The sequence below is a fragment of the Streptomyces sp. RKAG293 genome (assembly GCF_023701745.1).
Lineage (GTDB): Bacteria > Actinomycetota > Actinomycetes > Streptomycetales > Streptomycetaceae > Actinacidiphila.
Window position 1 is genome coordinate 6,141,469 of the sequence record NZ_JAJOZB010000001.1, and the last position, 26,004, is coordinate 6,167,472.

Below are 26,004 nucleotides of genomic sequence, written 5' to 3' on the forward strand. Positions count from 1 at the left end.
TTTCAGCCGAAACTGTAGAAGCCATGTCCCGATGTCCGCCAGGCTGCGTCCATGACAACGGAAAACTCAGACTCGGGACTTCAGAAAAGTGACGAGCCGACGTGCGACGGGACAGCGGGGACGACGGCCGATCCCGTCGAGCCGCAGCCCGTCGGATATCGCACGGTGTTCGCGGTCCGTGAGTTCCGGCCGATCTTCGCCGCACACGTACTGTCCATGTTCGGCAGTTTCTTCGCCGAGGTCGCACTGGCGGTGCTGGTGTTCCAGCGCACCGGGTCCCCGTTGCTGACGTCTCTGATCTTCGCGCTCGGCATGCTGCCGTACGCGCTCAGCGGGGTGCTGCTCGCGGGGGTCTCCGACCGGTATCCGGCCCGCCGGGTGCTCGTGACGTGCGACCTGCTCTGCGCGGCCTGCGTCGGAGTCCTGGCGCTGCCGTTCACCCCGCTGGCACTGCTGTTCCTGCTGCGGGCGGTCCTCGCGATGATCACGCCGCTCTTCCAGGGGACGCGGGCCGCGAGCCTCGCGGACATCCTGGAGGGCGATGCGTACGTCCTGGGACGCTCCCTGCTGAGGATCGTCTCGCAGAGCGCGCAGATCGTCGGGTTCGGGATCGGCGGCCTGGTGCTGGTGGTGCTGTCGCCGCGCGCCGCGCTCACGGTGGCCGTGGGGACCTTCCTCTGCTCGGCCGCGCTGCTGCGCCTCGGCACCCTGAACCGTCCCGCACGGGTCACCGGCAGCGGCTCGATGATGCGGCAGTCGCTGCTCGGCGCCCGCCAGCTGCTGAGCCACCGCAGGATCCGGGCGCTGCTGCTGTGGTGGTGGGTGCCGCCGATGTTCTTCGCGGTGGCCGAGGGGCTGGCGACACCGTTCGCCGCCGCGGCCGGCGCCGGTTCGGCCGGGGTCGGGCTGCTGCTGGCGGCGATGCCGGCCGGAACGGTGGTCAGCGAGCTGGCGGCCGGCACGCTGCTCTCGCCGGCCGCGCGCACCTGGATCGCGATGCCGCTCGCCGGTCTGGCCCTGGTGCCGATGGCGCTGTTCGCCTTCCACCCGCCGCTGCCGGTGGCGATCGGCATCATGCTGGTGGTGGGGCTGTGTTCCGCCTACGCGCTCGGTATGGACAAGTGGTTCGTCGAAGCGGTGCCGGAGGAGATGCGCGGCCAGGCGATGTCGTTGCTGGGCGCGGGCATGATGACGCTCCAGGGCCTGGGCATGACGATCGGCGGCGCGATCGCCGAGGTGGCCCCGCCGTACGCCGTGATCGCCGGGGCCGGGATGCTCGGTCTGGTGAGCACGCTGCTGGTGCTGCGCTCCGTGGCGGCGACCGGCCGCGGCGTGGTGGAGGCGGTCTGAGGACGGACACCCCTTTGCCGCTGGTCGACGCGCGTAACACCGGGCGGGCACCGGCCGGTTCCGGGCCGGCCGGCGGCGCGCGCTGCGGCCCCGTTCCTGGGGGCGGCGCCCGGCCGCGGCGCCGTACGGTTCAGCGGCGCCCGGATACGCGTTCAGCGCCGCGCCAGGCACGGGTTCAGCGCCGCGCCAGATACGCGTTCATCGCCCGGTGCAGGGTCTTGTTGACCGCGCCCTGGAGCGGCAGCTCCCACTCGCCGAGCGTCTCCACCGCCTCGCCGCCCGTACCGAGCTTCCAGCGCAACAGGCCGAACGAGCGCGCGTCCGGGTCCAGGCTGTCCGGTACGCCCCGCATGTCGTACACGGACGCGCCCAGCACGTGCGCGTCACAGAGCATCCGCCACTGCAGCGCGTTGCTCGGCCGCACCTCGCGGCGGTGATCGGCGGAGGCACCCGTCTGGTACCAGACCCGGGACCCGTCCGGTGAGACGAGCAGGGTGTGCGCGGCGAGGATCTCGCCGCCGTGGCGGGCGGTGTAGAGCCGCATGGCGCCCGGCCGTTCCGCGTTCAGCACCTCGTACTGGCGCCGGTAGTAGGCCAGATCGCGCCCCAGCCGGAAGCCGTCGCGCCGCTCGGTGACGCCCAGCAGCTCATGGAAGGCCGCCAGCTCCTCCAGGCCCCCGACCGCGGTCTCCACCCCCGCCTTGGCGGCCTTCTTGACGTTCCGCCGCCACTCCTGGTTCAGCCCGGTCCACAGGTCGTCCAGGCCGCGGCCCGCCAGCGGTATCTCGAAGATCAGCCGGGGCTGGGCGTCCCCGTTGGCGCCGTCCTCGCCGCCGCGCCGCCAGCCCGCCTCGCGCAGCCGGTCCGCGACCGCCGCCCCCAGCGGGTCGACCAGGTCCGGCAGGACGTCGCCCATCCGGCGGCCGGGCGCCACCGCGTCCTTGAGGGTGCGCGCCGACCACCGCCGGTACGGCAGCGGCGGCCCCATCCGTACGGCGAAGGCCCCGGTGCCCCGCAGATGGTCCAGCAGCGGCTCCAGCCAGCGGTCCAGGTCCGGCGCGGACCAGTCCAGCACCGGGCCCTCCGGGAGGTACGCGAACGATCTCCGGGTGCCGGGCAGCTGCCGGTACAGCACCAGCGCCGAGCCGACCATCGCCCCGGTGTCGTCGAACCAGCCCAGACTCTCGGCCGACCAGCCCGGTTTGACCCGGGCCCAGGAGGGGCTCTGCAGGAAACTGACCGCGCGCGGGCCGCGCCGCCGCACGAACTCCAGGTGTTCGTCCTCCGTGACGGGACGCAGTCGCAGCCGTGCCGCCGGGCCGGGGAAGGCGTTGCGGGCGGCGTCCTGGTGGGTGGTCATCGTCAAGGCTCGTCCTCCGCGGTGCGGTGGGCCTGATGGCCCGCTCACCTGTCTCACGCCCGACGGGACCGCTATGTGACAGAGATGTTCGCGACAGCGCGCACCGGTTTCCCAAGCGGCCCCGGGACGGGCAGACTTCGGCGTCTGCGCGGCCGACGGCCGCGACCGGCCGGGGAGCACAACGGGTGACATCAGCAGTGGGCAGTGACGCCGGGACCGGCGATCCCGGCGGTCAGGACGCGGTGCGCGGCGCCCCCTTCGGCGGTCCCTGCCCGCCGGAGGCCGCGGCCCCTCCCGCTCCCACGGAACCGGCCGCCGCTTCCACCACGACCGACACCGCCGCCTCGCTGAAACGCAGCGGCAGCGTCATGGCGCTGGGCTCGCTCGCCTCGCGCGCCACCGGTTTCGTGCGCAGCGGCATCATCACCGCCGCGCTCGGCACCACCCTGCTCGGTGACGCGTTCAGCGTCGCGAACACCGTCCCGAACATCCTGTACATCATGCTCATCGGCGGGGCGCTGAACTCGGTGTTCGTCCCGCAGCTGGTGCGCGCCGCCAAGGAGCACGCCGACGGCGGCGCCGCCTACACCGACCGGCTGCTCACCGTCTGCCTGGCCGCGCTGCTGGTGATCACGGCCGGGGCGGCGCTCGCCGCCCCCTGGCTGGTCAGCGCGTACGGGCCGGACTTCACCAGCGGCCAGCGCGACCTGACGATCGCGCTCGCCCGGTACTGCCTGCCGCAGATCCTCTTCTACGGCGTCTTCACGCTGCTCGGCCAGATCCTCACCGCCCGCGACCGGTTCGGCGCCATGATGTGGTCGCCGGTCCTCAACAACGTCGTCGTCATCGCGGTGTTCGGCCTGTACCTCGCGGTCGCGCACGACACGACCGCCGCCGGCACCATGAGCGACGCCAACGCGCTGCTCCTCGGGCTCGGCTCCACCGCGGGCATCGCCGTGCAGGCCCTGGCGCTGATCCCGGCCCTGCGCGGCGCCGGATTCCGCTGGCGGCCCCGTTTCGACTGGCGCGGCTCCGGGCTCATGCAGCCGATGCGGGCCGCCGGGTGGACGCTGCTGCTGGTCTTCGTCAACCAGATCGCGTACTGGGTCGTCACCCGGCTGGCCACCTCGGCCGGTGCCCACGCGCTGGCCGGCGGCAGCCCGGTGGGTGTCGGCTTCGCCGCCTACAGCAACGCCTATCTGCTGTGGGTCGTGCCCCAGGGGATCATCACCGTCTCCCTCGTCACCGCTCTGCTGCCGCGGATGAGCCGGGCCGCCACCGAGGGCGACCACGCGCGGATCGGCGCCGACCTGTCGTACGGGCTGCGCGGCTCGGCCGCCGCGATCGTGCCGGCGGTGCTGGCCTTCCTGGCACTCGGCCCGCAGATCACCGGGGTCGTCTTCCAGCACGGCCGCACCACCGACGCGGACGCCCAGGCCATCGCCTGGATCCTGATGGCGTTCGCCCTCGGCCTGCCGGCCTTCGCCGGCCAGTACCTGCTGGCCCGCGGCTTCTACGCGCTCGGCGACACCCGTACGCCCTTCTTCCTCAACGTCGTCATCGCCGCCGTCAACGCCGGGCTCGCCGTCGCCTCGTACACCCTGCTGCCCGCCCGCTGGGCCGTGGCCGGCATGGCGGGCGGTTACGCGATCGCCTGCTGCGCCGGGCTGGCGTGCACCACCTGGGTGCTGCGCCGGCGGCTGAACTGGCGGCCCGCCGTCCTGGGCACGCATGTCCGGCTGGCCGTCGCGTGCCTGCCGGGCGCGGCCGCCGCGTACGGGATCGCGCAGGGCAGCGGGCGGCTGCTCGGCACCGGCTTCGCCGGGGACAGCGCCGGACTGCTGCTCGGCGGCGCCGCGCTCGGCTGCTCCGTCCTGGCCCTGGCGGGCCCGTTGCGGCTGACCGAAGTGCGGTCGCTGGCCGCCCCGCTCCTGCGGCGGCTGCCCGGTCGCTGAAAAGTTTTCCCGATTTCGTTGTCACCTTTCGAGCCCGCCGTGCGTGTACGTAGCGGGAGGGACATTGAACATCCGTACGACACACGCGCCTCCGGGGTGGGTGTGAGCCCGGGCGCGACGCCGCAGAACGACTTCGACGAGTTCTACGCCGTCACCGCGAAACGCCTGGTGGCCGCGGTGTACGCGGTGACCGGCGATCTCGGCGAGGCCGAGGACGCCGTGCAGGAGGCGTATGCCCGCGCGTGGCAGCGGTGGGCGAAGCTCACGGCCGAGGGCGACCCGACGCCGTGGGTGCGGACGGTGGCTCTGCGACTGGCGGTGAGCACGTGGCGCAAGACCCGCAACCGGGTACGGGCACACTTCAGGTACGGGGTTCCGTCGGACGCGCCCGCACTGGCACCCGACCGGGTGGCTCTGATCGCCGCTCTGCGCGAGCTCGGCGCGGAGCAGCGCACGGCCGTCGTGCTGCACCATTTGATGGACCTGCCGATCGAGGAGGTCGCCCGGGAGACCGGAGTGTCCAACGCGGCGGTACGAACCCGGCTCAGCCGCGCACGCAAGGCGCTGGGCGACCGGCTGACCGAGGAAGAGGAGGTGCCCCTCCATGGCTGACCCGCTCGACGACCGCCTCCGGGACCTGGCTCGCGACACCGAGCCGCTGATCGTCCTCGCCCGTCCCGCCGATGTCCGCAGGCGGGGGGAGCGCCGCCGTGCCCGGCGCCGGGTGGGCGCGGTGGCCGTGGTGGCCGCGGCCGCGCTGGCCGTCGGCAGTTGGGCGGTCCTGCCGCGGCTGGAGAACGGCGCGCAGACCCCGGCGGTCGGTGGCTCCTCCTCGCCGGACCCGCTGCCGACCGACCCGCTGACCGGTGAACTGCTCCCGCCGACCGCGCTGCCCTGGGACTCCTACTGGCACTGGCGCACCGTCGCGGGGGATGTCTCGGCGAAGATCCCGCTCATGCACTGCGGAGCGTCGCTGTACGATCCGGCCTCGGCGAGTGTCCGTTTCTTTCAGGGGAACGAGAACAGCAGCGCGCGGTACGCGATCCACGCCCTCAGTAACGAGGCCAAGGCCGCTGCCGAACTGAACCGCATACGTGACGAATTGGGCAAATGTGGACTTGTTGCTGCTTACACTGGGAAGGAGGGGGGAACTATGGAGACCGTGTTCCGCGTCTACGCGGCAACGAAACAGGGCGGCCGGATGAACCAGGTGTGGCTGGCGAACCGGGGCCGGTACGTGTCGGTGCTCCAGGTGGTCATGCCGGTGCGCAAGGGACCGAATCCGCCGTACTTCGACGGGACGCCGGTGCAGTGCATGGCGCGGTCCCTCGAACGGCTCGCTCCCCCTTCCACCCAGGCCACCCCCGGCACCCCCAGTACTTCTCCGTCTTCCGCATTCGCCGGGGGCTCGGTCGGCGGCGGCGTCGACCAGACGACCGGGGGCGGGGTCCCGGCGGACCCGCCACCCGATGCGAAGTTCCCGCCGGGCTACTTCCCTTCGACTTCTCCTGACCGCTGCTGATGAGGACATTTCCCGTGACACCCATACGAACGTCCCGCATTCCCTTCTCCCGTATACGTGCCCTGGCCGTGCCGGCCCTGCTGGCCGTCGCGCTCACCGCCTGTGGCGGCGGCGGTGGCGGTGACAACGCCAAGGGCGGCAGCGACAAGGGCGGCGCCGACGCTCCGGCGGCCGTGCCGGTCACCGTGTCGCCCGCCAACGGCAAGACCGGGGTCGACCCCGGCAGCCCGGTGAAGGTGTCGCTGACCGAGGGCACCATCGGCGCCGTGACCGTCACCGCCGCGGCCAAGAGCAGCGACGGCGTCGAGGCCGTGGCGGTCACCGGCAAGCTGGACGCCGCCAAGCACAGCTGGCAGTCCGACCGCACGATGACCCCCGGCACCGCCTACACGGTGAAGGTCACCGCGGCCGACAAGTCCGGCGCGCAGAAGGAGCAGACCAGCACCTTCACCACGCTGGCCGCGGCCAAGACCAACGGCGTCACCGTCACCCCGGTGGGCAACGCGGTGGTCGGCGTGGGCCAGCCGGTCTCCATCGCCTTCGACAAGCCGGTCACCAACCGCGCGGCCGTCGAGAAGCAGCTGTCCGTGACGACGACGCCCGCCGTGCAGGGCAGCTGGGGCTGGATCACCGACCCGCTGACCGGCACCCAGCGCGCCGACTGGCGCCCGGCCGCTTACTGGGCCAAGGGCACCAAGGTCACGATGACGGCCAAGCTCAGCGGCCTCGACACCGGCGGCGGCCGCTACCTGCGCCGCGATGTCACCTCCACCTTCACCATCGGCACCGCCCGGGTCTCCAAGGTCGACATCGGCGCCAAGAAGATGACGGTCACCGAGGACGGCAAGACCATCAAGGTCATCAACGTCTCGGCGGGCAAGAGCGACTTCCCGACCTGGAACGGCCGCATGGTCGTGCTCAGCAAGGAGTCCACGATCAAGATGACGTCGGCGTCCGTCGGCATCGCCACCAACAAGGACGCCGCGGACTTCTACGACAAGGACGTCAAGATGGCGGTGCACCTGACCACTTCGGGCACCTTCGTCCACGCCGCTCCGTGGAACGACGCCAACATGGGCAAGGCGAACACCAGCCACGGCTGCGTCGGGATGTCGGACGCAGACGCCAAGTGGTTCTTCGACAAGGCCGTCCGCGGTGATGTCGTCGAGGTCGCCGGATCGACCCGCGCCACCGTCGACAAGGGCAACGGCTACGGCGACTGGAACCTCAGCGCCGAGGCGTGGGCCAAGCTGAGCGCCCTGTCCTGACCCGCCCCGGAATCCGTCCCCGGGCCCGTTCCCGAACCGGTCACCGAGCCTGTGCTCGAACCCGTTCCCGAACCGGCCCGGGTGTCTCCGGTTCCGATGGACGAGACAGCCCCTCCCACTATGTGACCGACGGGTAGGCTCATCGGCGTGCCGAAGCCCCTGAGCCTGCCCTTCGACCCCATCGCCCGCGCCGACGAGCTGTGGACCCAGCGCTGGGGACGCGTTCCGTCGATGGGCGCCATCACCTCGATCATGCGGGCCCAGCAGATCCTGCTGGGCCAGGTGGACGCCGTCGTCAAGCCGTACGGGCTGACCTTCGCCCGGTACGAGGCGCTGGTGCTGCTCACCTTCAGCAAGGCCGGCGAATTGCCGATGTCGAAGATCGGCGAGCGGCTGATGGTGCACCCCACGTCGGTCACCAACACCGTGGACCGCCTCGTCGGCTCCGGCCTGGTCGCCAAGCGGCCCAACCCGAACGACGGACGCGGCACCCTCGCCTCCATCACCGACAAGGGCCGCGAGGTCGTCGACGCGGCCACCCGGGACCTGATGGCGATGGACTTCGGCCTCGGTGTCTACGACGCCGAGGAGTGCGGCGAGATCTTCGCGTCGCTGCGCCCGCTGCGGATAGCCGCGGGCGACTTCGAGGACGGGCACTGAAGCGGGCCGGCGTTCGAGGAGGGGCGTGAAGGCGCCGGAATCGCACCGGTTACGCTCAATGCCATGAAACAAGGGACGCTGACCCGCTACCGCGTGATGGCCTATGTGACCGGCGTCCTGCTGGTCCTCCTCACCCTGGGCGTGATCGCGAAGTACCTCCTCGACATGAACGGGGCGGCCGGCTTCGTCACCGCCGTCGGGATCGCCCACGGCTGGCTCTACGTGGTCTACGTGGTGTTCGCCTTCGACCTGGGCTCCAAGGCGAAGTGGCCGCTGGGCAAGCTGGCCTGGGTGCTGCTCGCGGGCACGATCCCGACCGCCGCCTTCTTCGTCGAGCGCAACGTGACGCGCGAGGTGGCCCCGCTGGTCGTCACCGCGAACGGCGAGCCCGCGCAGGCCTGACGCCCGTCGTGTGGCACCTTGGTCGTGACGCACAGTGGGTGCCCCAGGGGGTGGCCCACAGGGTGACCTGAGGGGTGACACACGGTGTGTGACGCATCGCACGTGACGCATCGCACCGCCCTTCCCGCAAGGGGTGGGCGGTTTGCCATCGACATTTACTAGGACGTCCTAGTAAATTCGAGGGTATGGACGCCGAAGGCATCGAAGAGGGCCGCCAGCGCTGGCAGGCCCGGTACGACGCGGCTCGTAAGCGGGACGCGGACTTCACCACGCTCTCCGGGGATCCGGTCGAGCCCGTGTACGGGCCCGCCCCCGGCGACACCGTGGACGGCTTCGAGCGGATCGGATGGCCCGGCGAGTACCCGTTCACCCGCGGTCTGCACCCGACCGGGTACCGGGGCCGTACGTGGACGATCCGGCAGTTCGCCGGCTTCGGCAACGCCGAGCAGACCAACGAGCGCTACAAGATGATCCTGGAGGCCGGCGGTGGCGGTCTCTCCGTCGCCTTCGACATGCCGACCCTGATGGGCCGCGACTCCGACGACGGCATGGCGCTGGGCGAGGTCGGCCACTGCGGTGTCGCCATCGACTCGGCCGCCGACATGGAGGTGCTCTTCGCGGGCATCCCGCTCGGCGACGTCACCACCTCGATGACGATCTCCGGCCCGGCCGTCCCGGTCTTCTGCATGTACCTGGTCGCCGCCGAGCGGCAGGGCGTCGACCCGGCCCTGCTCAACGGCACGCTGCAGACCGACATCTTCAAGGAGTACATCGCGCAGAAGGAGTGGCTCTTCTCTCCCGAGCCCCATCTGCGCCTCATCGGCGACCTCATGGAGCACTGCGCGACGGGCATCCCCGCGTACAAGCCGCTCTCCGTCTCCGGCTACCACATCCGCGAGGCCGGCTCCACGGCCGCGCAGGAGCTCGCGTACACCCTCGCCGACGGCTTCGGGTACGTGGAGCTGGGGCTGTCGCGCGGAATGGACGTCGACGCGTTCGCCCCCGGCCTGTCGTTCTTCTTCGACGCGCACCTCGACTTCTTCGAGGAGATCGCCAAGTTCCGCGCCGCCCGCCGCATCTGGGCGCGCTGGATGCGCGACGAGTACGGCGCCAAGACCGACAAGGCGCAGTGGCTGCGGTTCCACACCCAGACCGCGGGCGTCTCGCTCACCGCCCAGCAGCCCTACAACAACGTCGTGCGCACCGCAGTGGAGGCGCTGGCCGCCGTCCTGGGCGGCACCAACTCCCTGCACACCAACGCCCTCGACGAGACCCTCGCGCTGCCGAGCGAGCAGGCCGCGGAGATCGCGCTGCGCACCCAGCAGGTCCTGATGGAGGAGACCGGCGTCGCGAACGTGGCCGACCCGCTGGGCGGCTCCTGGTACGTCGAGGCCCTCACCGACCGGATCGAGGCCGACGCCGAGAAGATCTTCGACAAGATCAGGGCGCTCGGCGCGAAGGCGGTCCCCAGCGGCAAGCACTCCGTCGGCCCCATCACCAGCGGCATCCTGCGCGGTATCGAGGACGGCTACTTCACCGGCGAGACCGCCGAGTCGGCCTTCCAGTACCAGCGCGCCCTGGAGAAGGGCGAGAAGCGCGTCGTCGGCGTCAACTGCCACCACGGCTCGGTCACCGGCGACCTGGAGATCCTCCGGGTCAGCCACGAGGTCGAGCGCGAGCAGGTGCGCGTGCTGGCCGCCCGCAAGGCGGCCCGCGACGACAGCGCCGTCCAGGACGCCCTCGCCGCCATGCTCGCCGCGGCCCGGGACGGCTCGAACATGATCGTCCCGATGCTCGCGGCGGCCCGTGCCGAGGCCACCCTCGGCGAGATCTGCGGTGTGCTGCGCGAGGAGTGGGGCACGTACACCGAGCCGGCCCGCTTCTGAGGCCGGTTCCGGGACCGGTTCCGGGACCGGTTCCCGAACCGGTGGCGCACGCGACGGCTCCGCGCCGTTGCGTGCGCCCGGGTGGGCGGGTGACGATGACGCTTCGCAGCGCACCGCATCACGCAGCGCACCGCATCACACCGCACCACCGAAAGGCGCAGCCCGTGGCACTTGAGGCGACCGTCGGCGACGACGGGATGATCTACATCCGCGAGACGGACGAGCCGGAGATCGTGGCCGTCACCAGCCCCGCCAAGTGGGAGGCGTTCGTGAAGGGCGTCAAGGCGGGGGAGTTCGACGCGTTCGCGGAGGAGCCGGACGGAACCTCCGCCTCCGACACTCGCTAGGACTTGCCCGATGGGTGGTCCTGGAAGCTCACCCGGAACAGGGCGCCGCCGCCCGGTGCCGGTTCCGCGGTGATGGTGGCGCCGTGTGCGTGGGCGATCTGCCGGGCCATGGCGAGACCGAGGCCGGAGCCGGGCAGCGCGCGGGCGGAGTCCGCGCGGTAGAAGCGGTCGAAGACGTACGGGGCGTCCTGCGCGGCGATCCCCGGCCCGTGGTCGCGGACGGTCAGCTCCACCGCCTGCCCGCGACGTGACTCGGAGCCGGTCCGGGTGAGGGCGACCTCGACCGGGGCTCCCGGCGGGCTGAACTTGGCCGCGTTGTCCAGGAGGTTGGTCAGCAGCCGGCTGAGCCGGGCCGGGACGCCGGGCACGTGCGCCGGGGCGGCGGCCGGGTCCGTGGCCAGGGTGAAGGGGACGTCGGGCCAGTGGCCGCGGGCGGCCCGTACGGCATGGCCCGCCAGGTCGGCGAGGCCCACGTCCTCGACCAGCGGCAGCGGTTCCTCGTCCCGCGCCAGCTCGATCAGGTCGTTGACGAGCTGGGTGACCTCGCGCAGCTGCCGCTGCAGGGCGCCGGAGGCGCGGTCCCGCTGGGCGTCGGTGAGCCGGTCGGCGCGCGCCAGCAGGTCGGCGTTGGTGCGCAGCGCGGTGAGCGGTGTGCGCAGCTCGTGCGAGGCGTCGGCGACCAGCCGGCGCTGCGCCGCGACGGACTGTTCCAGCTCGCCGAGCATGGTGTTGAAGGCGGTGGCGAGCCGGGTGACCTCGTCCTGGCGGTGTTCGGGACCGGCCGGGATCTCGATCCGGTGCCGGGCGTCCCGGGTGGCGGCGATCCGTTCCGCCGTGGCCGTCAGCCGGGCGACCGGCGCCAGTCCCGTCCGGGAGACCCAGTAGCCGAGGAGGGCGGCGAGCAGCACCCCCGTGCCGCCGACGCCCGCCAGCAGCCAGGCGGCCTGCCGGACGCCCTGCTCGACGGTGTCGGACCGCACCGCCACCTGCAGCGCCCGGCCACCTCCGAAGCCGCTGGTGAACATCCGCGCCGGATGCCCGGACAGCGTGACGTTGCTGAAGTACGCCGGACGGTCCCCGGCCGCGACCTCCCGAACCGGCGCGGAGACCGGCAGCGGGTACGGCTCCCGCGGGTCGGCCGCCGGGTCCGCCGGGACGATCTGCGAGCAGGCGGGCGCCGACAGGTACACGCACTCCCCGGCCACCACCTGCGGACTCTCGCCGCGGTGCTGCTGCTTGACCAGCGTCGCCGACTGGGTGAGATGCAGATCCAGTTGGTGGACGAGTTCGTAGCGGATGACGAAGAAGGCCGCCGCGCAGACCCCGACCGCGACCAGGGCGACGGCGGCGGACGCCGCGACCGCCAGCCGGGTGCGCAGCGGCCGGTGCCGGCGCCAGCGCGCCATCCCGCGGGTCCCCGTCATCCGAGGTCCAGCCGGTAGCCGACACCGTGCACGGTCTGCACCAGCCGCGGCTCGCCGCCCGCCTCCAGCTTCCGCCGCAGATAACCGATGTAGACGGCCAGCGAGTTGGAGTCCGGGCCGAAGTCATGGCCCCAGACCCGCTCCAGGATCACCTCGCGCGGCAGCGCCTGCCCCGGGTGCCGCATCAGCAGCTCCAGCAGCGCGAACTCGGTACGGCTGAACTCCAGCGGGCGGCCGCCCCTGCTGCCGGTGCGGGTGACCGGCTGGACGACCAGGTCCGCGTACGACAGCTCCGGTTCCTCGCCGCCCCCCGACGCGGCCCGGCGCAGCAACGCCCGCAGCCGGGCCAGCAGTTCGTCCAGGGCGAAGGGCTTGACGAGGTAGTCGTCGGCGCCCGCGTCCAGGCCGTCGACCCGCTCGCTCACCGAGTCGAGCGCCGTGAGGACGAGGACGGGCGTACGGTCGCCCAGCCCGCGCAGCCGCCGGCAGACCGCCAGCCCGTCGAGCACCGGCATCATCACGTCCAGCACGATCGCGTCCGGCTGCCAGGCCGCCACCTCCGACAGCGCGGCGAGCCCGTCGGCGGCCCCGCGCACCGCGTAGCCCTCGACGGTGAGGCCGTCCTCGACGGCGGCGCGTACCTCGGGTTCGTCGTCCACGACGAGGATGCGGGCGGGCGGTGGTGCAGTGTCCATGGGCCCAAGGGTCCCAAACCGGGCTCTTAGAACCCTCTTAGACCGTCCCGTCAGCGTTGCGGCCATGCGGACCTCACAGGACATCCCACTGTCAGTGGTCATCGGGGCGGGCGGCACCGGTGGGCACATCTATCCAGGACTGGCACTCGCCGACGCGCTGCGCCGGGCCGATCCACGGGCGGTCGTCACCTTCGTCGGCACCGAACGCGGGCTGGAGACCCGGCTGATACCGGAAGCCGGCTACCGGCTGCACACCGTCAACATGATCCCGTTCGACCGGTCGCTCGGCGCCCGCCGCTATCTGCTGCCCGCCGCGCTGCTGAGCTCGGCGGTGCGCTGCCGGACGATCCTGCGCGAGCAGGGCGCGCAGATCGCCGTGGGGATGGGCGGCTACCCCAGCGCGCCGGTGATCCTCGGGGCGCGGCTGGCCGGGCTGCCGAGCCTGGTCCACGAGTCCAACGCGGTGCCGGGCCGCGCCAACCAGTTCGCGGCCCGGCTCACCCCGCACATCGCGCTGGCCTTCGACCGCAGCCGCGCGCACCTGCCGTCCGGCATTACCGCGGAGACCGTGGGCATGCCGCTGTCCGGGCCGCTGGCCACCCTGGACCGGGCCGCCCTGCGCGGCCGGGCCCGCGCCGAACTGGGCGTGCCGGCCGGGGCCCGGCTGGTCCTCGTCAACGGCGGCAGCCTGGGCGCCACCCGGCTGACCGAGGCGGCCATCGGACTCGCCGCGCGCTGGCGGGACCGGAACGACGTACGGCTGCTCATCAAGACCGGCCCCGCCGCGCTGGCCGAGGCCACGACCCGGCTGGCCGGGAACCCGGTCGCCGAGGCCGTCGCGTACCTGGACCGGATGGACCTCGCCTACGCGGCCGCCGACCTGGTGATCTGCCGAGCCGGGTCGGCGACCATCGCCGAGCTGGCCACCACCGGGGTGCCCGCCGTGCTCGTCCCCTATCCGCACGCGCCCGGCGACCACCAGACGCACAACGCCCGCGTCCTGTCGGACGCCGGCGCCGCCGTGCTGCTCCCCGACGCCGACGCGACCGCCGACCGGCTGGCCGCGCTCGTCGAGCCGCTGCTGCGCGACCCCCGCCGGCTCGCCGCGATGAGCGGCGCCGCCGACCCCGGCACCCACGCCCGGGCGGCCGACCTGCTCGCCGCCAAGACTCTCGAACTGAGGAACGCCGCATGACCGCGACCACATCGTTGAACCCTGTCGACTGGACCGGCCGTACCGTCCTGGTGACCGGTGCCGAGGGCTTCATCGGCAGCACTCTGGTCGACCTGCTGGTCGAGCGCGGCGCGAACGTCCGCGCCCTGGTGCACTACAAGCCCTACGGCGAACGCGGCCACCTCGCCCGCTATCTGCGGCCGGACAGCCCCGTCGAGATGCTCGCCGGCGACGTCCGCGACGCGGGCCGCGTCATGGACGCCGTCGACGGCTGCGACACCGTCTTCCACCTCGCGGCGCTGATCGGCATCCCGTACAGCTACCAGGCCCCCGAGGCCTATGTGCAGACGAACGTGGCCGGCACCCAGAACGTCGCCGGGGCCTGTCTGCGGCACGGAGTGCGCCGGCTCGTCCACACCTCCACCAGCGAGGTCTACGGCAGCGCGCTCACCGTGCCGATCAGCGAGAGCCACCCGCTGCAGCCGCAGTCCCCGTACTCCGCCTCGAAGATCGGCGCGGACATGACGGCGCTGTCGTACTTCCACTCCTTCGAGCTGCCCGTCACCGTCGTCCGGCCCTTCAACACCTACGGCCCCCGGCAGTCCGCGCGCGCCGTCATCCCGGCGATCCTGGCCCAACTGCACTCCGGCGCCGAGCAGATCCGCCTCGGATCCCTCGCGCCGACCCGCGACTTCACCTACGCCACCGACACCGCCGCCGGCTTCCTGGCACTGGCCGGCTGCGACCGGGCCCTCGGCGAGGTGGTCAACCTCGGCACCGGCCGCGAGGTCTCCATCGGCGACCTCGCCCGCTCCCTGATCGCCGCCTCCGGCCGCACAGCGGAGATCGTCGTCGACCCGGCCCGCCTGCGCCCCTCGGGCAGCGAGGTCCAGCGCCTGCTGTCGGACAACTCCCGGGCGCGCGAGTGGGCGGGGTGGGAGCCCCAGGTGTCCCTGGAGGAGGGACTGCGCCGCACCTCGGAGTGGGTCGCGGAGAACCTGAACCTCTTCGCGGCGGACCGCTACCAGGTGTAGGGCGCGCGACAGGGCCGCATCAGGACGCAGTGGCTCAAGCGGCCGCAAGCCACCCTCACACGGTCTTCACAAGCGAACACAAGTTCCCATAGCGTGCGTTGGCCATGGTCGTGGACCTGGCGTGTGTTCATCCGTGGGGGGTGGCCAGGCGGATCCGTCGCGCCTGCGCCTGCGCGCATGTCCGCTCTCGTGCCGCTTGTGAGGACGTTCGTCCGCATGCTCAATTTCGTCAAACGCCCGATCCGCCGGGCGGTGATCCGTGCTTCCGGTCTGGCTTCAGCCCGCCCGGGTGCAGATCGGCTCGTCCGGATGGAGCTCCTTCAACACCCCGGCCGGTGCAGCCCAGGACGCACCTGTGTTCAGCCCGACGGAAGCCGCGGCGACCCGCACAGCTCAGTGCACGCTCAATCTGATGCAGCGCAAGGGCGGCCAAGAACTCAAGAGCGTCGCCCGTGCCGGATTGAACGGCACAAACGCAGACCTGTTGCAGGCGGCCAGAACCGACTACGACAACGGTGTGCCGCTCGACGTTGCCTACAAGAAGGACCGTACCTGGGCCACGGCCAAGACGGACGAGCTCTACAACCGGTCCAATGAATGGAACAAGTCCCTCACGGAACAACCCCCGGCCGGTTCACGGTCGTCGGATTCCAGTGGATCGAGTGGAAGGACAACCCGTTCAATACGACCGGGCTGTCCGGTTGGATTGCTGACCAGTCCTGGCAGAGTGAGTACGACCTGTTCCACGAGGACCTGGTACCACGTGCCGGGAAAGCCTCGGCTGACGCGGTGCGGGCCCTGGGGAACTCCCAGTACGCCGACGGCGGCCCGGCGTCCTATGAGGACCGGCGCGCCTGGTCCGACCTGGCAGGAACGGGTGCCAAACCCATCTCTTCCGATGACGCCCGGCTCTTCCTGCAGTACGGCGGATTTCCCACCAGCGCACCGGATCCCGACTCGATGGAGTTCCGGATCGACGTCGAGGGCTTGAAAGCCCGCTTCGCATCCTGCGACAGCACCAACCCCTTGGACCCGCATCAGGTGCTGGGTGCCGAGGTTGCACAGGCGTCGGTGGAGTGGCAGAGCGAGCTGACCGGTCAGACCGGCGCTCGCGACACGATCCTGAACGCTGAGGCACAGGCCTCGGCCGATCTGCAGGTAGCCACGCAGGCGATGGGCGAAGCACTGGCTCAGTCGATCACTGCCAGTCGTTTGGCAGACTGGCAGGCCTATTGGCTCAAGCAGACCCCCGCCAGCGCCGGTCTGTCCTATCCTCCGGCTGCCGATTTCGCGAAGGTCAAGGTTGACATCGTCAAGGCGCAGGCCTTGGCGCTGGGCCGGGTCCATGTCGCGTCACGGTCCGCACAAGCCGCACAGCAGCACGCGGCCGCCGCCGTAGCCGCTCAGCAGACCGCTTACAACATCGCGGATGCAGCCGGGCTTCCTCGCGGGCGCGGGCTCATGTACGGGCAGCAGGCCGTCCAGGTCACCCGCGCTTCGGCCGCCGCCGCGACTGCGGTGGCCAAGGCAACAGAGACCGCGTCGAACGCCACGTTGGCCTCGGCTGCCGACAGCAAGACGCTGATGGCTCTCGCCCAGACGCAGGCGCACGCCTCGCAGGCCGAGTTCCGCCGCATCGCCGCCCAGGAGGCCGCAGCCCAGGCGAAGGCAGCCGCCGACGGCGCCGCAGTCCAGGCCACCAAGGCCGCCGCGAACGCGGTCAAGGCCAAGGCCGCGCAGGCCAAGGCCGAGGCCGCCGAGCAGACCGCCAAGACCGCAGCCGCCGACGCGAAGGCCAAGCGCGCCACCGCCGAGACCGAGCGCGACAAGGCAGCCGCCTACCGCGCCACTGCGGACGCGGAGCGGACCAAGGCGCACAACGCCGAGGTCCTCGCCCAGAACCAGCAGGCGGCAGCCGCCACGGCACGGGGGACCGCCCAGACCGCCGGCGATCTCGCCGACACCCGGTCGGAAGTCGCGGTCATGGCGGAGGCCAGGGCGAACACGGCCCGCGACGGCGCTGTGACAGCTGAACGTAACAAGGACGCTGCCGGCGCCCGGGCGAAGGCGTTGGAGGCGGTTGCGGCTGCCGCGGAGGGTACCGCAGCAGCGGGTGAGACGCGGCAAGCGGCAACCGAGGCACGCACCGCTGCCAACCAGGCCACGACTGCCGCCACGAACTCCCGCTCCGCCGCCAATCAAGCCGGTTCCGCGGCCATCGCCTCGCGCACAGCAGCGACGCAGGCCGAAGGCGCTTCCGCCCGGTCCAAGGCCTCCGCCGACGCGGCAGCAGCCGACGCCGCGATCACCGGCGCCGCGGTCAAGGCAGCTCATGCCGCGGCGGCGGAGGCAATCGGCGCGTCCGAGGCAGCTGCACAGAACGTCAAGAACGCGGAGGCGTTCGCGAAGACGGCCGCCACGCAGGCAATCAAGGCACGTCAGGACGCCACCGCAGCCCAAAGCGAAGCGGTCCTGGCGGCAGCCGATAGTGTCCGCACCGCGGGATTCGCCTACGCCACCGCTCAAGCAGCTCTGGCAGCACGCGATTCCGCTGCGCAGGTCATCAACCCCGCGAACGACGCCATCGAACTCGGCTCCCCCTACAAGGAGACCGACGCTTCGGCGGGACTGGCCGTCCTGATCGGCCAGGCCGCCAAGACCGGCGCCCAGCAGCAGGAAGCCCTCGCCCAGGCCAAGGCCAACCAGGCGGCTAAGGCAGCCGCAGAGGCCGCAGCACTGGCCGCTGCCGCTTCCGCCGATGCAAAGGCCGCTGCCACCGCAGCATCCGAGGCAGCCGCTTCAGCTTCGAGGGCGGAAGCATCCCTCACTCAAGCACGTGGCTCCGCAGCCGAGGCGGCAGCAGCCGCCAAAGCCGCCAGCACAGCGGAAGCACACACTGTTGCCTACGACCAGCAAGCCACCCAGGACGCCCTCGTGGCGGGCAAGGCGGCGGGGGAGGCAGCGGCCCAAGCGGGCGCCGCGCGCGCCTCGGCCACGGATGCCGAGCAGGACGCCACCGCAGCCCGCAGCGCCGCAACCACCGCGGAAGGCGATGCGAGCGCGGCCCGGGGCATTGCAACCCAGGCGGAAGGCGACGCGACCGTCGCTGAAACCGCCGCCGCCAACGCCCAGAGCAGCGCGACGGAGGCCGATCAGGCCGCAGACCGAGCCGAGGAGGCTCAACGTCAGGAGGATCTAACAGAGCGGGCGGATCGGGTCACATCGGGCAGCCCCGACACCGGGGCGGAACTGTCCCCGGATGAAGAGACACTCCTCCTGTCCGCATGCGGACAGGAGTGCGTTGACGAGTTCCGAGAGTCCAAGTCGCTTGCCGCCATGGACGTCATCGACTGGATCAAGGCCAATGGCGCCGAGGTTCTCCTCGAGTTCATCGGCGTCAACGATCTCAAGCGCTGCTTTACCCAGGGGGACGTCGAGAGCTGCCTGCGGACCTTGGTGAACGCTGTCGCCCTCGCCATCCCCATCGCGAAGATCGGGGCGGTCAGCAAGGCCGCCGAAGAGGCCGGAAAGAACGAGAGGGTACAGCAGGAACTCAATACTCTTCGCGATCAGCTCATGGATGGCAGCATGAACCCCGGATTGGGCAGCAAATCCCTGACGGGCACTGGTCTCACCTATGCTCGGGGCAGTAACGGTGCCCGGATCTTCTTCCGCAATGTGAAGGGTGGCATCCAGATCGTTGCCAAAGCCGATAAGGGCAACGAGCCCGCAGTCATCGCGAGATTGAGGAAGATCTATGGGTGATCCTCTGCATGCCGTGACGACGCCTCACTTCGACGTCGTCTTCATGCTCGGCGGCGGCGACGACCCCGAGACCGTCGCCAACGTTGATGCCGAAGTCACCCTGCGCGATGGGTCCCGCTGGAGCGCTACCTTCCTGACGATGGAAGAGATCGCACGAATCCTTGAGCGCTGGAGCATCACGGGTGAAAGCTTGGGCGGTCGGTACTTCCATTGCCCGGATCTCGTGATCATCCGTGACCCAGGAGTACCTGCCATGGTCGGCGTTCTCCGGGAAATCTTCGACAAGGGCGAACTACCGCTACTCCTCAGCAAGCTCGAATAGCAAGCTCCCGGGGAGTCCGCTGTCAATGCCGGCGACGAAGGACTCCTGGTTCGTGGCGAAGAGAAAATGGTCCCGTCCGGAGTTTCCGGGCGGGACCGTTCTCCTTATCTGCCCCGGCTTCGGTTTGCACGAGCGTTCAGGAGAATCAGCGGATGGCCGCCAGGCCGCCCAACAGCAACGTCGTGAAGGTGTGGGCCCAGGCCGGGTCCACCGGTTCGCCGCTGACCAGGGTGCGGTGGACGACGGCGCCCGCGATGACGTCGAAGATGAGGTCGATCTGGGTGGCGGTGTCCGTGCCGTGGGGGCCCAGGGGCGGGCCGTCCGGCGGGAGTTCGCCGCGCTCCTGGGCGCGCCGGCGGCCGAGGACCACGAGGCACTTCTGCCGGTCCACGATGGCCTCGCGGATCCGCAGCCGCAGGGCTTCGTCGTGGGTGGACTCGGCGACGACGGCCATCAGGGCGGTCCTGGCCTCGGGGAGGGCCAGCAGCGCCGCGAACTGCAGCACCACGTCCTCGATATCGGCCTGGAGGCTTCCCCGGTCGGGCAGCTCCAGTTCGTCGAAGAGCACCGCGACCGCATCGACGACCAGCTCGTTCTTGCCCGCCCAGCGGCGGTAGAGGGTGGTCTTGGCGACACCGGCCCGGGTGGCGACGTCGCCCATCGTCAGCCCGCCCCAGCCCAGTTCGACCAGGGCGGCCCGGGTGGCTTCCAGGATCGCGTGGTCGGCGTCGGCGCTGCGGGGGCGGCCCGTCTTCTTCGCTGAAGTGCCGTTGGGAGTGCCGTTGTGCATGGCTGGGACCATACCGGTCAGTACGTCGGGTGGCCCGCGACCGCTCCGTGACCGGGATCACGCCGCCTCGTGCGGTTGAAGCTTGCGGGGATCGGACAGTCAGGAGTTACGCTACGACTCGTAGCGAAAGAGCGATGACCACTGGCGCAGGTGGGGACCCACGCCGAGAAGGACACTCTTGAACAGCGGTGAACGCTCCCGGCTGTCCGCGATCCGGCGGACGGTTCGGGGGCCGTTCACACTTTTTTACGACGAGGGGGGAGGATTGACCTCATGCAGCCACGGAACATGTCCATGAGCGGCGTGGTCGACCTCGCCGCGCTGAAGGCGGCCGGTGAGGCCAAGGCGAAGGCCGAGCAGGCCAGGGCGCAACGGCAGGACGCCGGCGCCCCCGCCCCTTCCGCCGCCTCCCCGCTCGTCATCGATGTCACCGAGGAGACTTTCGAGAGCGAAGTACTGCAGCGCTCCTCCGAGGTCCCGGTCGTCATCAGCTTCTGGGCCGAACAGGCCGAGCAGAGCAAGCAGCTCAACGAGACGCTGGAACGGCTGGTCGGCGAGTACGCCGGCCGCTTCCTGCTGGCCCGCGCCGATGTGTACGCCAACCAGCTGCTGTTCCAGCAGTTCGGCGCCCAGGGCGTGCCGGCCGTCTTCGCGGTGCTCGCCGGTCAGGCGATGCCGCTCTTCCAGGGTGCGGCCGCCGACGACCAGATCCGCGAGGTGCTGGACCAGCTGATCCAGGTGGGCGAGCAGCGCTTCGGCATCGTCGGCACTCCGGTCGAGGCGGGCGCGGTTCCGGCCGCCGCCGCCACCCCCGCGCCCCGGCCCGCCACTCCGCAGGAGCTGGCGCTGTCCGCCGCGCACGACGCGCTGGACGCGGGCGATCTGGGCGGCGCCGTCCAGGCGTACCGGAACGTACTGGCGGACGAGCCGGCCAACGCCGAGGCCAAGCTCGGCCTGGCCCAGGCCGAACTGCTGCAGCGGGTGCAGGACGCCGACCCGCAGGCGGTCCGCAAGGCCGCCGCCGACAACCCGGCCGATGTCGCGGCCCAGCTGGCCGCGGCGGATCTCGACCTCGTCGGCGGACATGTCGAGGACGCCTTCGGGCGACTCGTGGACACCGTGCGCCGTACGGCCGGTGACGACCGGGACACGGCACGGCTGCGTCTGCTGGAACTCTTCGACGTCATCGGCGCCGACGACCCCCGCGTGGTGACAGCGCGTGTCGCACTTGCTCGCGTGCTGTTCTGACCACAGCTGATTCATCGATACGGCGACCGCACTTTACGCAATCGTGATGAAGTGCGGTCGCTGTTACTTCCGGTAAGAGAGCGACCCCTTTTCTTACGGAAATCTTTCCCTTTGTCGGACATTCACGACCTCGCCGCAACTACGCTGCGTGATATCGCGACGTTTGATGATCGCGCTCTCGACATCCTTCCGTTACTCGCTGGTAACGAGACCTCTTGTGCAGCGGCTGGGAATGGACCACCATCGGCCAAGCTCGGTCCTGTTCCCCCGACCATCCGGCAGCCAGCTGGTGCGGCTGGGGGCGACCCCCAGCGGTAGCCGGGGGAGGGTCCCCACCGAGTGGAAGTGCACGGCGTAACTGCCGCCGCTTCCGGACAGGGGGGTCTCTGCCCACCCAGCAGGGCCTGTCCAGCAGGTTGCGCGAGAGCGTGGCCAGTGGTTGTCGCTCGGGGGTGATCGCTGATGATTCGGACTGCGCCGTCCGCATACCCGCGGACCGGCCTTCGATGACGGCGCTCCCTTTCCCGAGGACGTAGCTCTTCTCCCCATCCCGGCCCCGGATCTCCATATCCGGCCGGATGTGTACGTCCGATCAGGAGGAAAGTCATGGAGTCGGTCGTTAGAGGCGGCACCAAGTGGAAGCGGTTCGCCGTTGTCATGGTGCCGGGTGTTGCTGCCACGGCAGTAATCGGCATGGCGCTCGCACAGGGCGCGCTTGCCGCGTCCTTCGCGGTGTCCGGCCAGAACTTCAAGGTCAGCGCTGACCAGCTGCACGGCTTCGGGTTCGTCCAGTACGGCGCGATGGACGCACAGGTTGGCGGCACCACCGTGCCGGTCGCGGTCTCGGGCTTCAACAACGCCGACATCACCAACATGTGCCAGTCGGTCATCACGCACGTCCCGCTCTTCGGTGACGTGACGCTGCGACTGCAGGCCGGCGGCAAGGGCACTCCGGTCCACGCCGAGAACCTGTACATCGACCTGGACCAGCTCGACGCCGATGCCGAGTTCAAGAACATCAACATCGGTGTTCCGGCCGGCGCGGCGGGTAACAACAAGGACGCCACGGGCATCGACGGCCCGCACAAGGCCGGCCAGGGTCCGCAGCAGCCCGGCGCCTTCGCCCAGGAGGCCCAGGAGGCCACCCTGACGAAGGTCCAGCAGACCGCCTGGGCGACCAGCGCGGGCACCTTCAAGCTCAGCGGCCTGAGCCTGTCGGTCAAGAAGGGCAACAACGAGTGCTACTAGGCACTTGACCGGCCGGGTGAGGGGCCCAGCGCCCCTCACCCGGTCGCCCTCCAACTTTCTTGCGCGAAAAAGTCAGTCCCAGGGAGCTGTTCCATGAGTGCCGAGTCGACAGGGCTGCAGGGTCACGAACCAAACGCCTTCCATACCGCCCACACGCGTTTCCGTAACTGGCGGTGGCAGCGGCCGTTCTGGGCGGGCCTGCTGACCCTCCTGGGGGGCATCCCCATCGCGTACCTCCCGTACGCGAACCTGACCCTCGGCCAGCTCACCGTGCGGATGTCCACCACGGCGGGTGCCGGGTCGCTGATCATCGGCATCCTGTTGATGGTGCTCGGGCTGACCATGTGGTTCCAGCCGGTCGTCCGCATCTTCGCGGGTGTCGCCGCGATCCTGTTGGCACTGGTGTCGATCCCCGTGTCCAACTTCGGCGGCTTCCTGATCGGCTTCCTGCTGGGCCTGGTGGGCGGCTCCCTCGCCATCGCCTGGGCGCCCGGCGTTCCGGCGGCCGACGATCCCGGCCAGAAGGCCGAACTGCCGGACGGTGCGCCGACCGGTGGTCACGACTCCGGCCCGGAGCCCGAGTACTACCCCGCACCACAGCTGGAGAAGCACTCGGTGTCGCCGGGTGCCGGAGTGGACGAAGTGACCACAGACGACCATGGGAGGCGTAGTGCGGGGTGACGAGGCTCTGCCGGCCGACGGCGACGGACCCCGTACGAGAATGGTGCCGCGCCACGCGGCGCCGAGAAAGTCGCTCTTCACCAAGCTCCAGATGCCCGCGGGCAAGGCGATAGCCATCGCCGCGATGCCCACAGCGGTACTGATGGGCATGGGCATAACCCCGCATCTCGCCCTCGCCGACGAGATGCCGAAGAACCCGTACGCTCCCGGCCCGTGTGTCACGCAGTCCGACACACCGGCGCCGGATGCCACCACGGCCAAGCCCAGCGCGACGCCCTCCGCGACGGAGAGTTCCGCGCCCAGCACGAAGCCGAGCTCCTCGCCGAGCCCGTCCGCGAGCACGGCCGAGCCGAAGAGCGCCCTCAAGGCGCTGCCGAAGACCCTGCCGACGACCGCGCCGAAGACCGCACCCACCACCGCGCCGACGACTCCGGCCGCTCCCAAGGCGACGCCGAGTCCGACGAAGTCCTACAACCCGTGGGACCCGCTGGGTGTCGGTGACGCGATCAAGGACGTTCTCGGTCTGAACAAGCCGGCCGCCCCGACGACGGCGCCCACCACCGCGCCGCCGACGACCGCGCCCACGACGGCACCGCCCAAGGCGCCGAGTACGAGCCCTGCGAAGGCACCGGCGGCGAAGTCGTCGTCCCCGGCCGCCGTGGCGGAGAAGTCCGCCAAGGCCGCGGCCGAGGCGGCCACCAAGGCGGCCGACGCCGCCGAGAAGGCGGCCGAGAAGTCCGCCACCCCCACGCCGTCGGCCACCCCGACCACCGTGGACGGCAAGGTCCCGTTCCCGTGTCCGACGCACGACGCCAAGGCACTGGCCGACGCGCCGTACGAGACGGAGCACGGTCTGCTGCCGGACCAGCCCTGGTACCTGGAATCCAGCGTGCTGACGCTGAAGGGCCTGGACTACAAGGGCATCGTCACGGTCCGGACGACCAACGGCACGATGAAGAAGGTCCTGAAGTTCACCGCGTCCTCGCTGGACATCAAGGATCTGCACCAGCTCGTCAACGGCGCCGGCTACGTCCACCACGTCCAGGGTCCCGGCACGACGTCCACGATCCAGAACGGCACGGTGACGATGTACACCGAGGAGCTGAAGGGCAACCTCTTCGGCCTCATCCCGGTGACGTTCAGCCCGGACACGCCCCCGCCGATCAACGTTCCGCTGGCGGTCTTCACCAACGTCAAGATCCGTCAGGCCGGACAGTTCGGCGGCACGCTGCACATCAGCAACCTGCACCAGTCGATCACCAAGGGCACCTACCCGTAAACCGCGGGTGCCCCCAGAGCCCGTCCGGGAGCCGCACAAACGCCGAGGGCGCCGAACCCGTCAGGGGTCCGGCGCCCTCGGCGCGTCGCGTGCCGCGACGCCGTGCCGCGACCTTCCGTGCCGCGACGCCGTGTGCGGCGGCGTCGCGGGCCGTGCGGCTACTTGCGGATGTCGTCGCCCAGGTGGTGCACCCGGACCATGTTGGTGTTGCCGGGGACGCCGGGGGGCGAACCGGCGGTGATGATCACGGTGTCACCCGCGTTGTACTCCTTGAGCTTGAGCATCTCGGTGTCGACGACGTCCACCATGGCGTCGGTGTTGTCGACGTACGGGACCACGTACGTCTCGACGCCCCAGGTCAGCGCGAGCTGGTTGCGGGTCGAGGGGTCGGTGGTGAACGCCAGCACCGGGGCCGGGACGCGGTAGCGGGCCAGTCGGCGGGCGGTGTCGCCGGACTGGGTGAACGCGACCAGGGTCTTGGCGTCCAGGAAGTCGGCCAGCTCGGCCGCGGCGCGGGCCACGGCGCCGCCCTGGGTGCGCGGCTTCTTGCCGGGCGCCAGCGGCTGCAGGCCGCGCTTGAGCAGCTCCTCCTCGGCGGCCTCGACGATGCGGGACATCGTCTTGACCGTGTCGATCGGGTACTTGCCCACCGAGGACTCGGCGGAGAGCATGACCGCGTCCGCGCCGTCGAGGATCGCGTTGGCGACGTCGGAGGCCTCGGCGCGCGTCGGGCGCGAGTTGGTGATCATCGACTCCATCATCTGGGTCGCGACGATCACCGGCTTGGCGTTGCGGCGGCAGAGCTCGATGAGCTGCTTCTGGACGACCGGCACCCGCTCCAGCGGGTACTCCACGGCGAGGTCGCCGCGGGCGACCATGACCGCGTCGAAGGCCATGACGACGGCCTCCATGTTCTCGACCGCCTGCGGCTTCTCCACCTTGGCGATGACGGGGACCCGGCGGCCCTCCTCGTCCATGACGCGGTGGACGTCCTTGACGTCCGAGGCGTCGCGGACGAACGACAGGGCGACCATGTCGACGCCCATCGCCAGCGCGAAGCGCAGGTCCTCGATGTCCTTCTCGGACAGCGCCGGGACGTTCACGGCCGCGCCGGGAAGGTTGATGCCCTTGTGGTCGGAGATCACTCCGCCCTCGACGACCAGACACCGCACCCGGGGGCCCTCGACCTGGATGACCCGCAGCGCGACGTTGCCGTCGTTGATCAGGATCGGGTCGCCCTTGCTGACATCGCCGGGCAGGCCCTTGTACGTGGTGCCGCAGATGGTCTTGTCGCCGGGGACGTCCTCGGCGGTGATGGTGAACTCGTCACCCGCGACCAGCTCGACGGGTCCGTCGGCGAACTTGGCCAGCCGGATCTTGGGGCCCTGCAGGTCGGCGAGGACGCCGATCGCACGGCCGGTCTCCTCGGCCACCTTGCGCACGCGCTGATAGCGCTCCTCGTGCTCGGCGTGAGTTCCGTGGCTGAAGTTGAAACGGGCCACGTTCATGCCGGCCTCGGCCAGCGTCTTCAGCTGGTCGTAGGAGTCGACGGCGGGTCCCAGGGTGCAAACGATCTTTGCTCGGCGCATGGGCG

General features: G+C 70.8%; 22 protein-coding genes. 17 read left to right on the top strand and 5 right to left on the bottom strand.

Annotated features, from left to right (window positions below; all coding sequences use genetic code 11):
- The first annotated feature begins 165 nt into the window (after positions 1-165).
- Positions 166-1,350, top strand: coding sequence for an MFS transporter (locus LNW72_RS27380; RefSeq protein ID WP_250977780.1), 1,185 nt, complete (start codon positions 166-168; stop codon positions 1,348-1,350).
- Between the two features lie 175 nt (positions 1,351-1,525).
- On the opposite strand, the gene LNW72_RS27385 is transcribed toward LNW72_RS27380, so the two are convergent.
- A complete protein-coding gene (locus LNW72_RS27385) occupies positions 1,526-2,710 on the bottom strand; it encodes a peptidoglycan bridge formation glycyltransferase FemA/FemB family protein (RefSeq protein ID WP_250977781.1) in 1,185 nt (394 codons plus the stop codon).
- A gap of 368 nt (positions 2,711-3,078) precedes the next feature.
- Here LNW72_RS27385 and murJ point away from each other — a divergent pair, with 368 nt between their 5' ends.
- The 8 genes from murJ to LNW72_RS27425 all read left to right on the top strand — a co-directional run bounded on the left by murJ (position 3,079) and on the right by LNW72_RS27425 (position 10,750).
- Positions 3,079-4,665 (top strand): murein biosynthesis integral membrane protein MurJ, encoded by a 1,587-nt coding sequence (murJ, locus tag LNW72_RS27390; protein WP_250980334.1) that lies wholly within the window; start codon positions 3,079-3,081, stop codon positions 4,663-4,665.
- 102 nt (positions 4,666-4,767) lie between these two features.
- On the top strand, positions 4,768-5,277 hold the full coding sequence (locus tag LNW72_RS27395) for a SigE family RNA polymerase sigma factor (protein WP_250977782.1): 510 nt from the start codon (positions 4,768-4,770) through the stop codon (positions 5,275-5,277).
- Positions 5,270-6,187, top strand: a complete 918-nt coding sequence (locus LNW72_RS27400; protein WP_250977783.1) for a DUF2635 domain-containing protein — start codon at positions 5,270-5,272, stop codon at positions 6,185-6,187. The genes LNW72_RS27395 and LNW72_RS27400 overlap by 8 nt, the downstream gene beginning before the upstream one ends.
- 14 nt (positions 6,188-6,201) lie before the next feature.
- Entirely contained in the window at positions 6,202-7,455 is a 1,254-nt protein-coding gene (locus tag LNW72_RS27405; RefSeq protein ID WP_250977784.1) for an Ig-like domain-containing protein, read from the top strand.
- Positions 7,456-7,602: 147 nt separating this feature from the next.
- A complete protein-coding gene (locus LNW72_RS27410; protein ID WP_250977785.1) occupies positions 7,603-8,115 on the top strand; it encodes a MarR family transcriptional regulator in 513 nt (170 codons plus the stop codon).
- A gap of 63 nt (positions 8,116-8,178) precedes the next feature.
- A complete protein-coding gene (locus LNW72_RS27415; protein WP_250977786.1) occupies positions 8,179-8,517 on the top strand; it encodes a DUF3817 domain-containing protein in 339 nt (112 codons plus the stop codon).
- A gap of 185 nt (positions 8,518-8,702) precedes the next feature.
- On the top strand, positions 8,703-10,403 hold the full coding sequence (locus LNW72_RS27420) for a methylmalonyl-CoA mutase family protein (RefSeq protein WP_250977787.1): 1,701 nt from the start codon (positions 8,703-8,705) through the stop codon (positions 10,401-10,403).
- A 164-nt stretch (positions 10,404-10,567) separates the two neighbouring features.
- Positions 10,568-10,750 carry a DUF397 domain-containing protein gene (locus tag LNW72_RS27425; RefSeq protein ID WP_250977788.1) on the top strand — a complete coding sequence of 61 codons (183 nt, stop codon included), beginning with the start codon at positions 10,568-10,570 and terminating at the stop codon, positions 10,748-10,750.
- On the opposite strand, the gene LNW72_RS27430 is transcribed toward LNW72_RS27425, so the two are convergent.
- Together LNW72_RS27430 and LNW72_RS27435 are read right to left on the bottom strand one after the other, a co-directional pair.
- Complete coding sequence (locus LNW72_RS27430; protein ID WP_250977789.1) at positions 10,747-12,174, bottom strand: HAMP domain-containing sensor histidine kinase; 1,428 nt, start codon at positions 12,172-12,174, stop codon at positions 10,747-10,749. The genes LNW72_RS27425 and LNW72_RS27430 overlap by 4 nt on opposite strands.
- Positions 12,171-12,869: a response regulator transcription factor gene (locus LNW72_RS27435; protein ID WP_138357126.1), complete on the bottom strand. Its 699-nt coding sequence runs from the start codon at positions 12,867-12,869 to the stop codon at positions 12,171-12,173. Before LNW72_RS27435 ends, LNW72_RS27430 begins: the two co-directional genes overlap by 4 nt.
- Positions 12,870-12,933: 64 nt before the next feature.
- Here LNW72_RS27435 and LNW72_RS27440 point away from each other — a divergent pair, with 64 nt between their 5' ends.
- From LNW72_RS27440 to LNW72_RS27455, 4 genes are all read left to right on the top strand, one after another.
- Entirely contained in the window at positions 12,934-14,064 is a 1,131-nt protein-coding gene (locus tag LNW72_RS27440; protein WP_250977790.1) for a UDP-N-acetylglucosamine--N-acetylmuramyl-(pentapeptide) pyrophosphoryl-undecaprenol N-acetylglucosamine transferase, read from the top strand.
- Positions 14,061-15,077 carry an SDR family NAD(P)-dependent oxidoreductase gene (locus LNW72_RS27445; protein ID WP_250977791.1) on the top strand — a complete coding sequence of 339 codons (1,017 nt, stop codon included), beginning with the start codon at positions 14,061-14,063 and terminating at the stop codon, positions 15,075-15,077. The genes LNW72_RS27440 and LNW72_RS27445 overlap by 4 nt, the downstream gene beginning before the upstream one ends.
- Before the next feature lie 597 nt (positions 15,078-15,674).
- On the top strand, positions 15,675-18,842 hold the full coding sequence (locus tag LNW72_RS27450; RefSeq protein ID WP_250977792.1) for a hypothetical protein: 3,168 nt from the start codon (positions 15,675-15,677) through the stop codon (positions 18,840-18,842).
- The gene (locus LNW72_RS27455; RefSeq protein ID WP_250977793.1) at positions 18,835-19,164 is read left to right on the top strand and encodes a hypothetical protein; all 330 of its coding nucleotides are present in this window, start codon (positions 18,835-18,837) and stop codon (positions 19,162-19,164) included. Before LNW72_RS27450 ends, LNW72_RS27455 begins: the two co-directional genes overlap by 8 nt.
- A 145-nt stretch (positions 19,165-19,309) precedes the next feature.
- On the opposite strand, the gene LNW72_RS27460 is transcribed toward LNW72_RS27455, so the two are convergent.
- Entirely contained in the window at positions 19,310-19,966 is a 657-nt protein-coding gene (locus LNW72_RS27460) for a TetR/AcrR family transcriptional regulator (protein ID WP_374117335.1), read from the bottom strand.
- Positions 19,967-20,227: 261 nt separating this feature from the next.
- Between LNW72_RS27460 and LNW72_RS27465 the strand changes: the two genes are divergently transcribed.
- From LNW72_RS27465 to LNW72_RS27480, 4 genes are all read left to right on the top strand, one after another.
- Positions 20,228-21,202, top strand: coding sequence for a tetratricopeptide repeat protein (locus tag LNW72_RS27465; protein WP_250977795.1), 975 nt, complete (start codon positions 20,228-20,230; stop codon positions 21,200-21,202).
- Positions 21,203-21,808: 606 nt separating this feature from the next.
- Positions 21,809-22,450 (top strand): DUF6230 family protein, encoded by a 642-nt coding sequence (locus LNW72_RS27470; protein WP_250977796.1) that lies wholly within the window; start codon positions 21,809-21,811, stop codon positions 22,448-22,450.
- Positions 22,451-22,543: 93 nt separating this feature from the next.
- Positions 22,544-23,131: a DUF6114 domain-containing protein gene (locus LNW72_RS27475; protein WP_250977797.1), complete on the top strand. Its 588-nt coding sequence runs from the start codon at positions 22,544-22,546 to the stop codon at positions 23,129-23,131.
- Positions 23,121-24,410, top strand: a complete 1,290-nt coding sequence (locus LNW72_RS27480; protein ID WP_250977798.1) for a hydrogenase expression protein HypF — start codon at positions 23,121-23,123, stop codon at positions 24,408-24,410. Before LNW72_RS27475 ends, LNW72_RS27480 begins: the two co-directional genes overlap by 11 nt.
- 158 nt (positions 24,411-24,568) lie before the next feature.
- On the opposite strand, the gene pyk is transcribed toward LNW72_RS27480, so the two are convergent.
- Positions 24,569-25,999 carry a pyruvate kinase gene (gene pyk, locus LNW72_RS27485; RefSeq protein ID WP_250977799.1) on the bottom strand — a complete coding sequence of 477 codons (1,431 nt, stop codon included), beginning with the start codon at positions 25,997-25,999 and terminating at the stop codon, positions 24,569-24,571.
- Positions 26,000-26,004 lie beyond the last annotated feature (5 nt).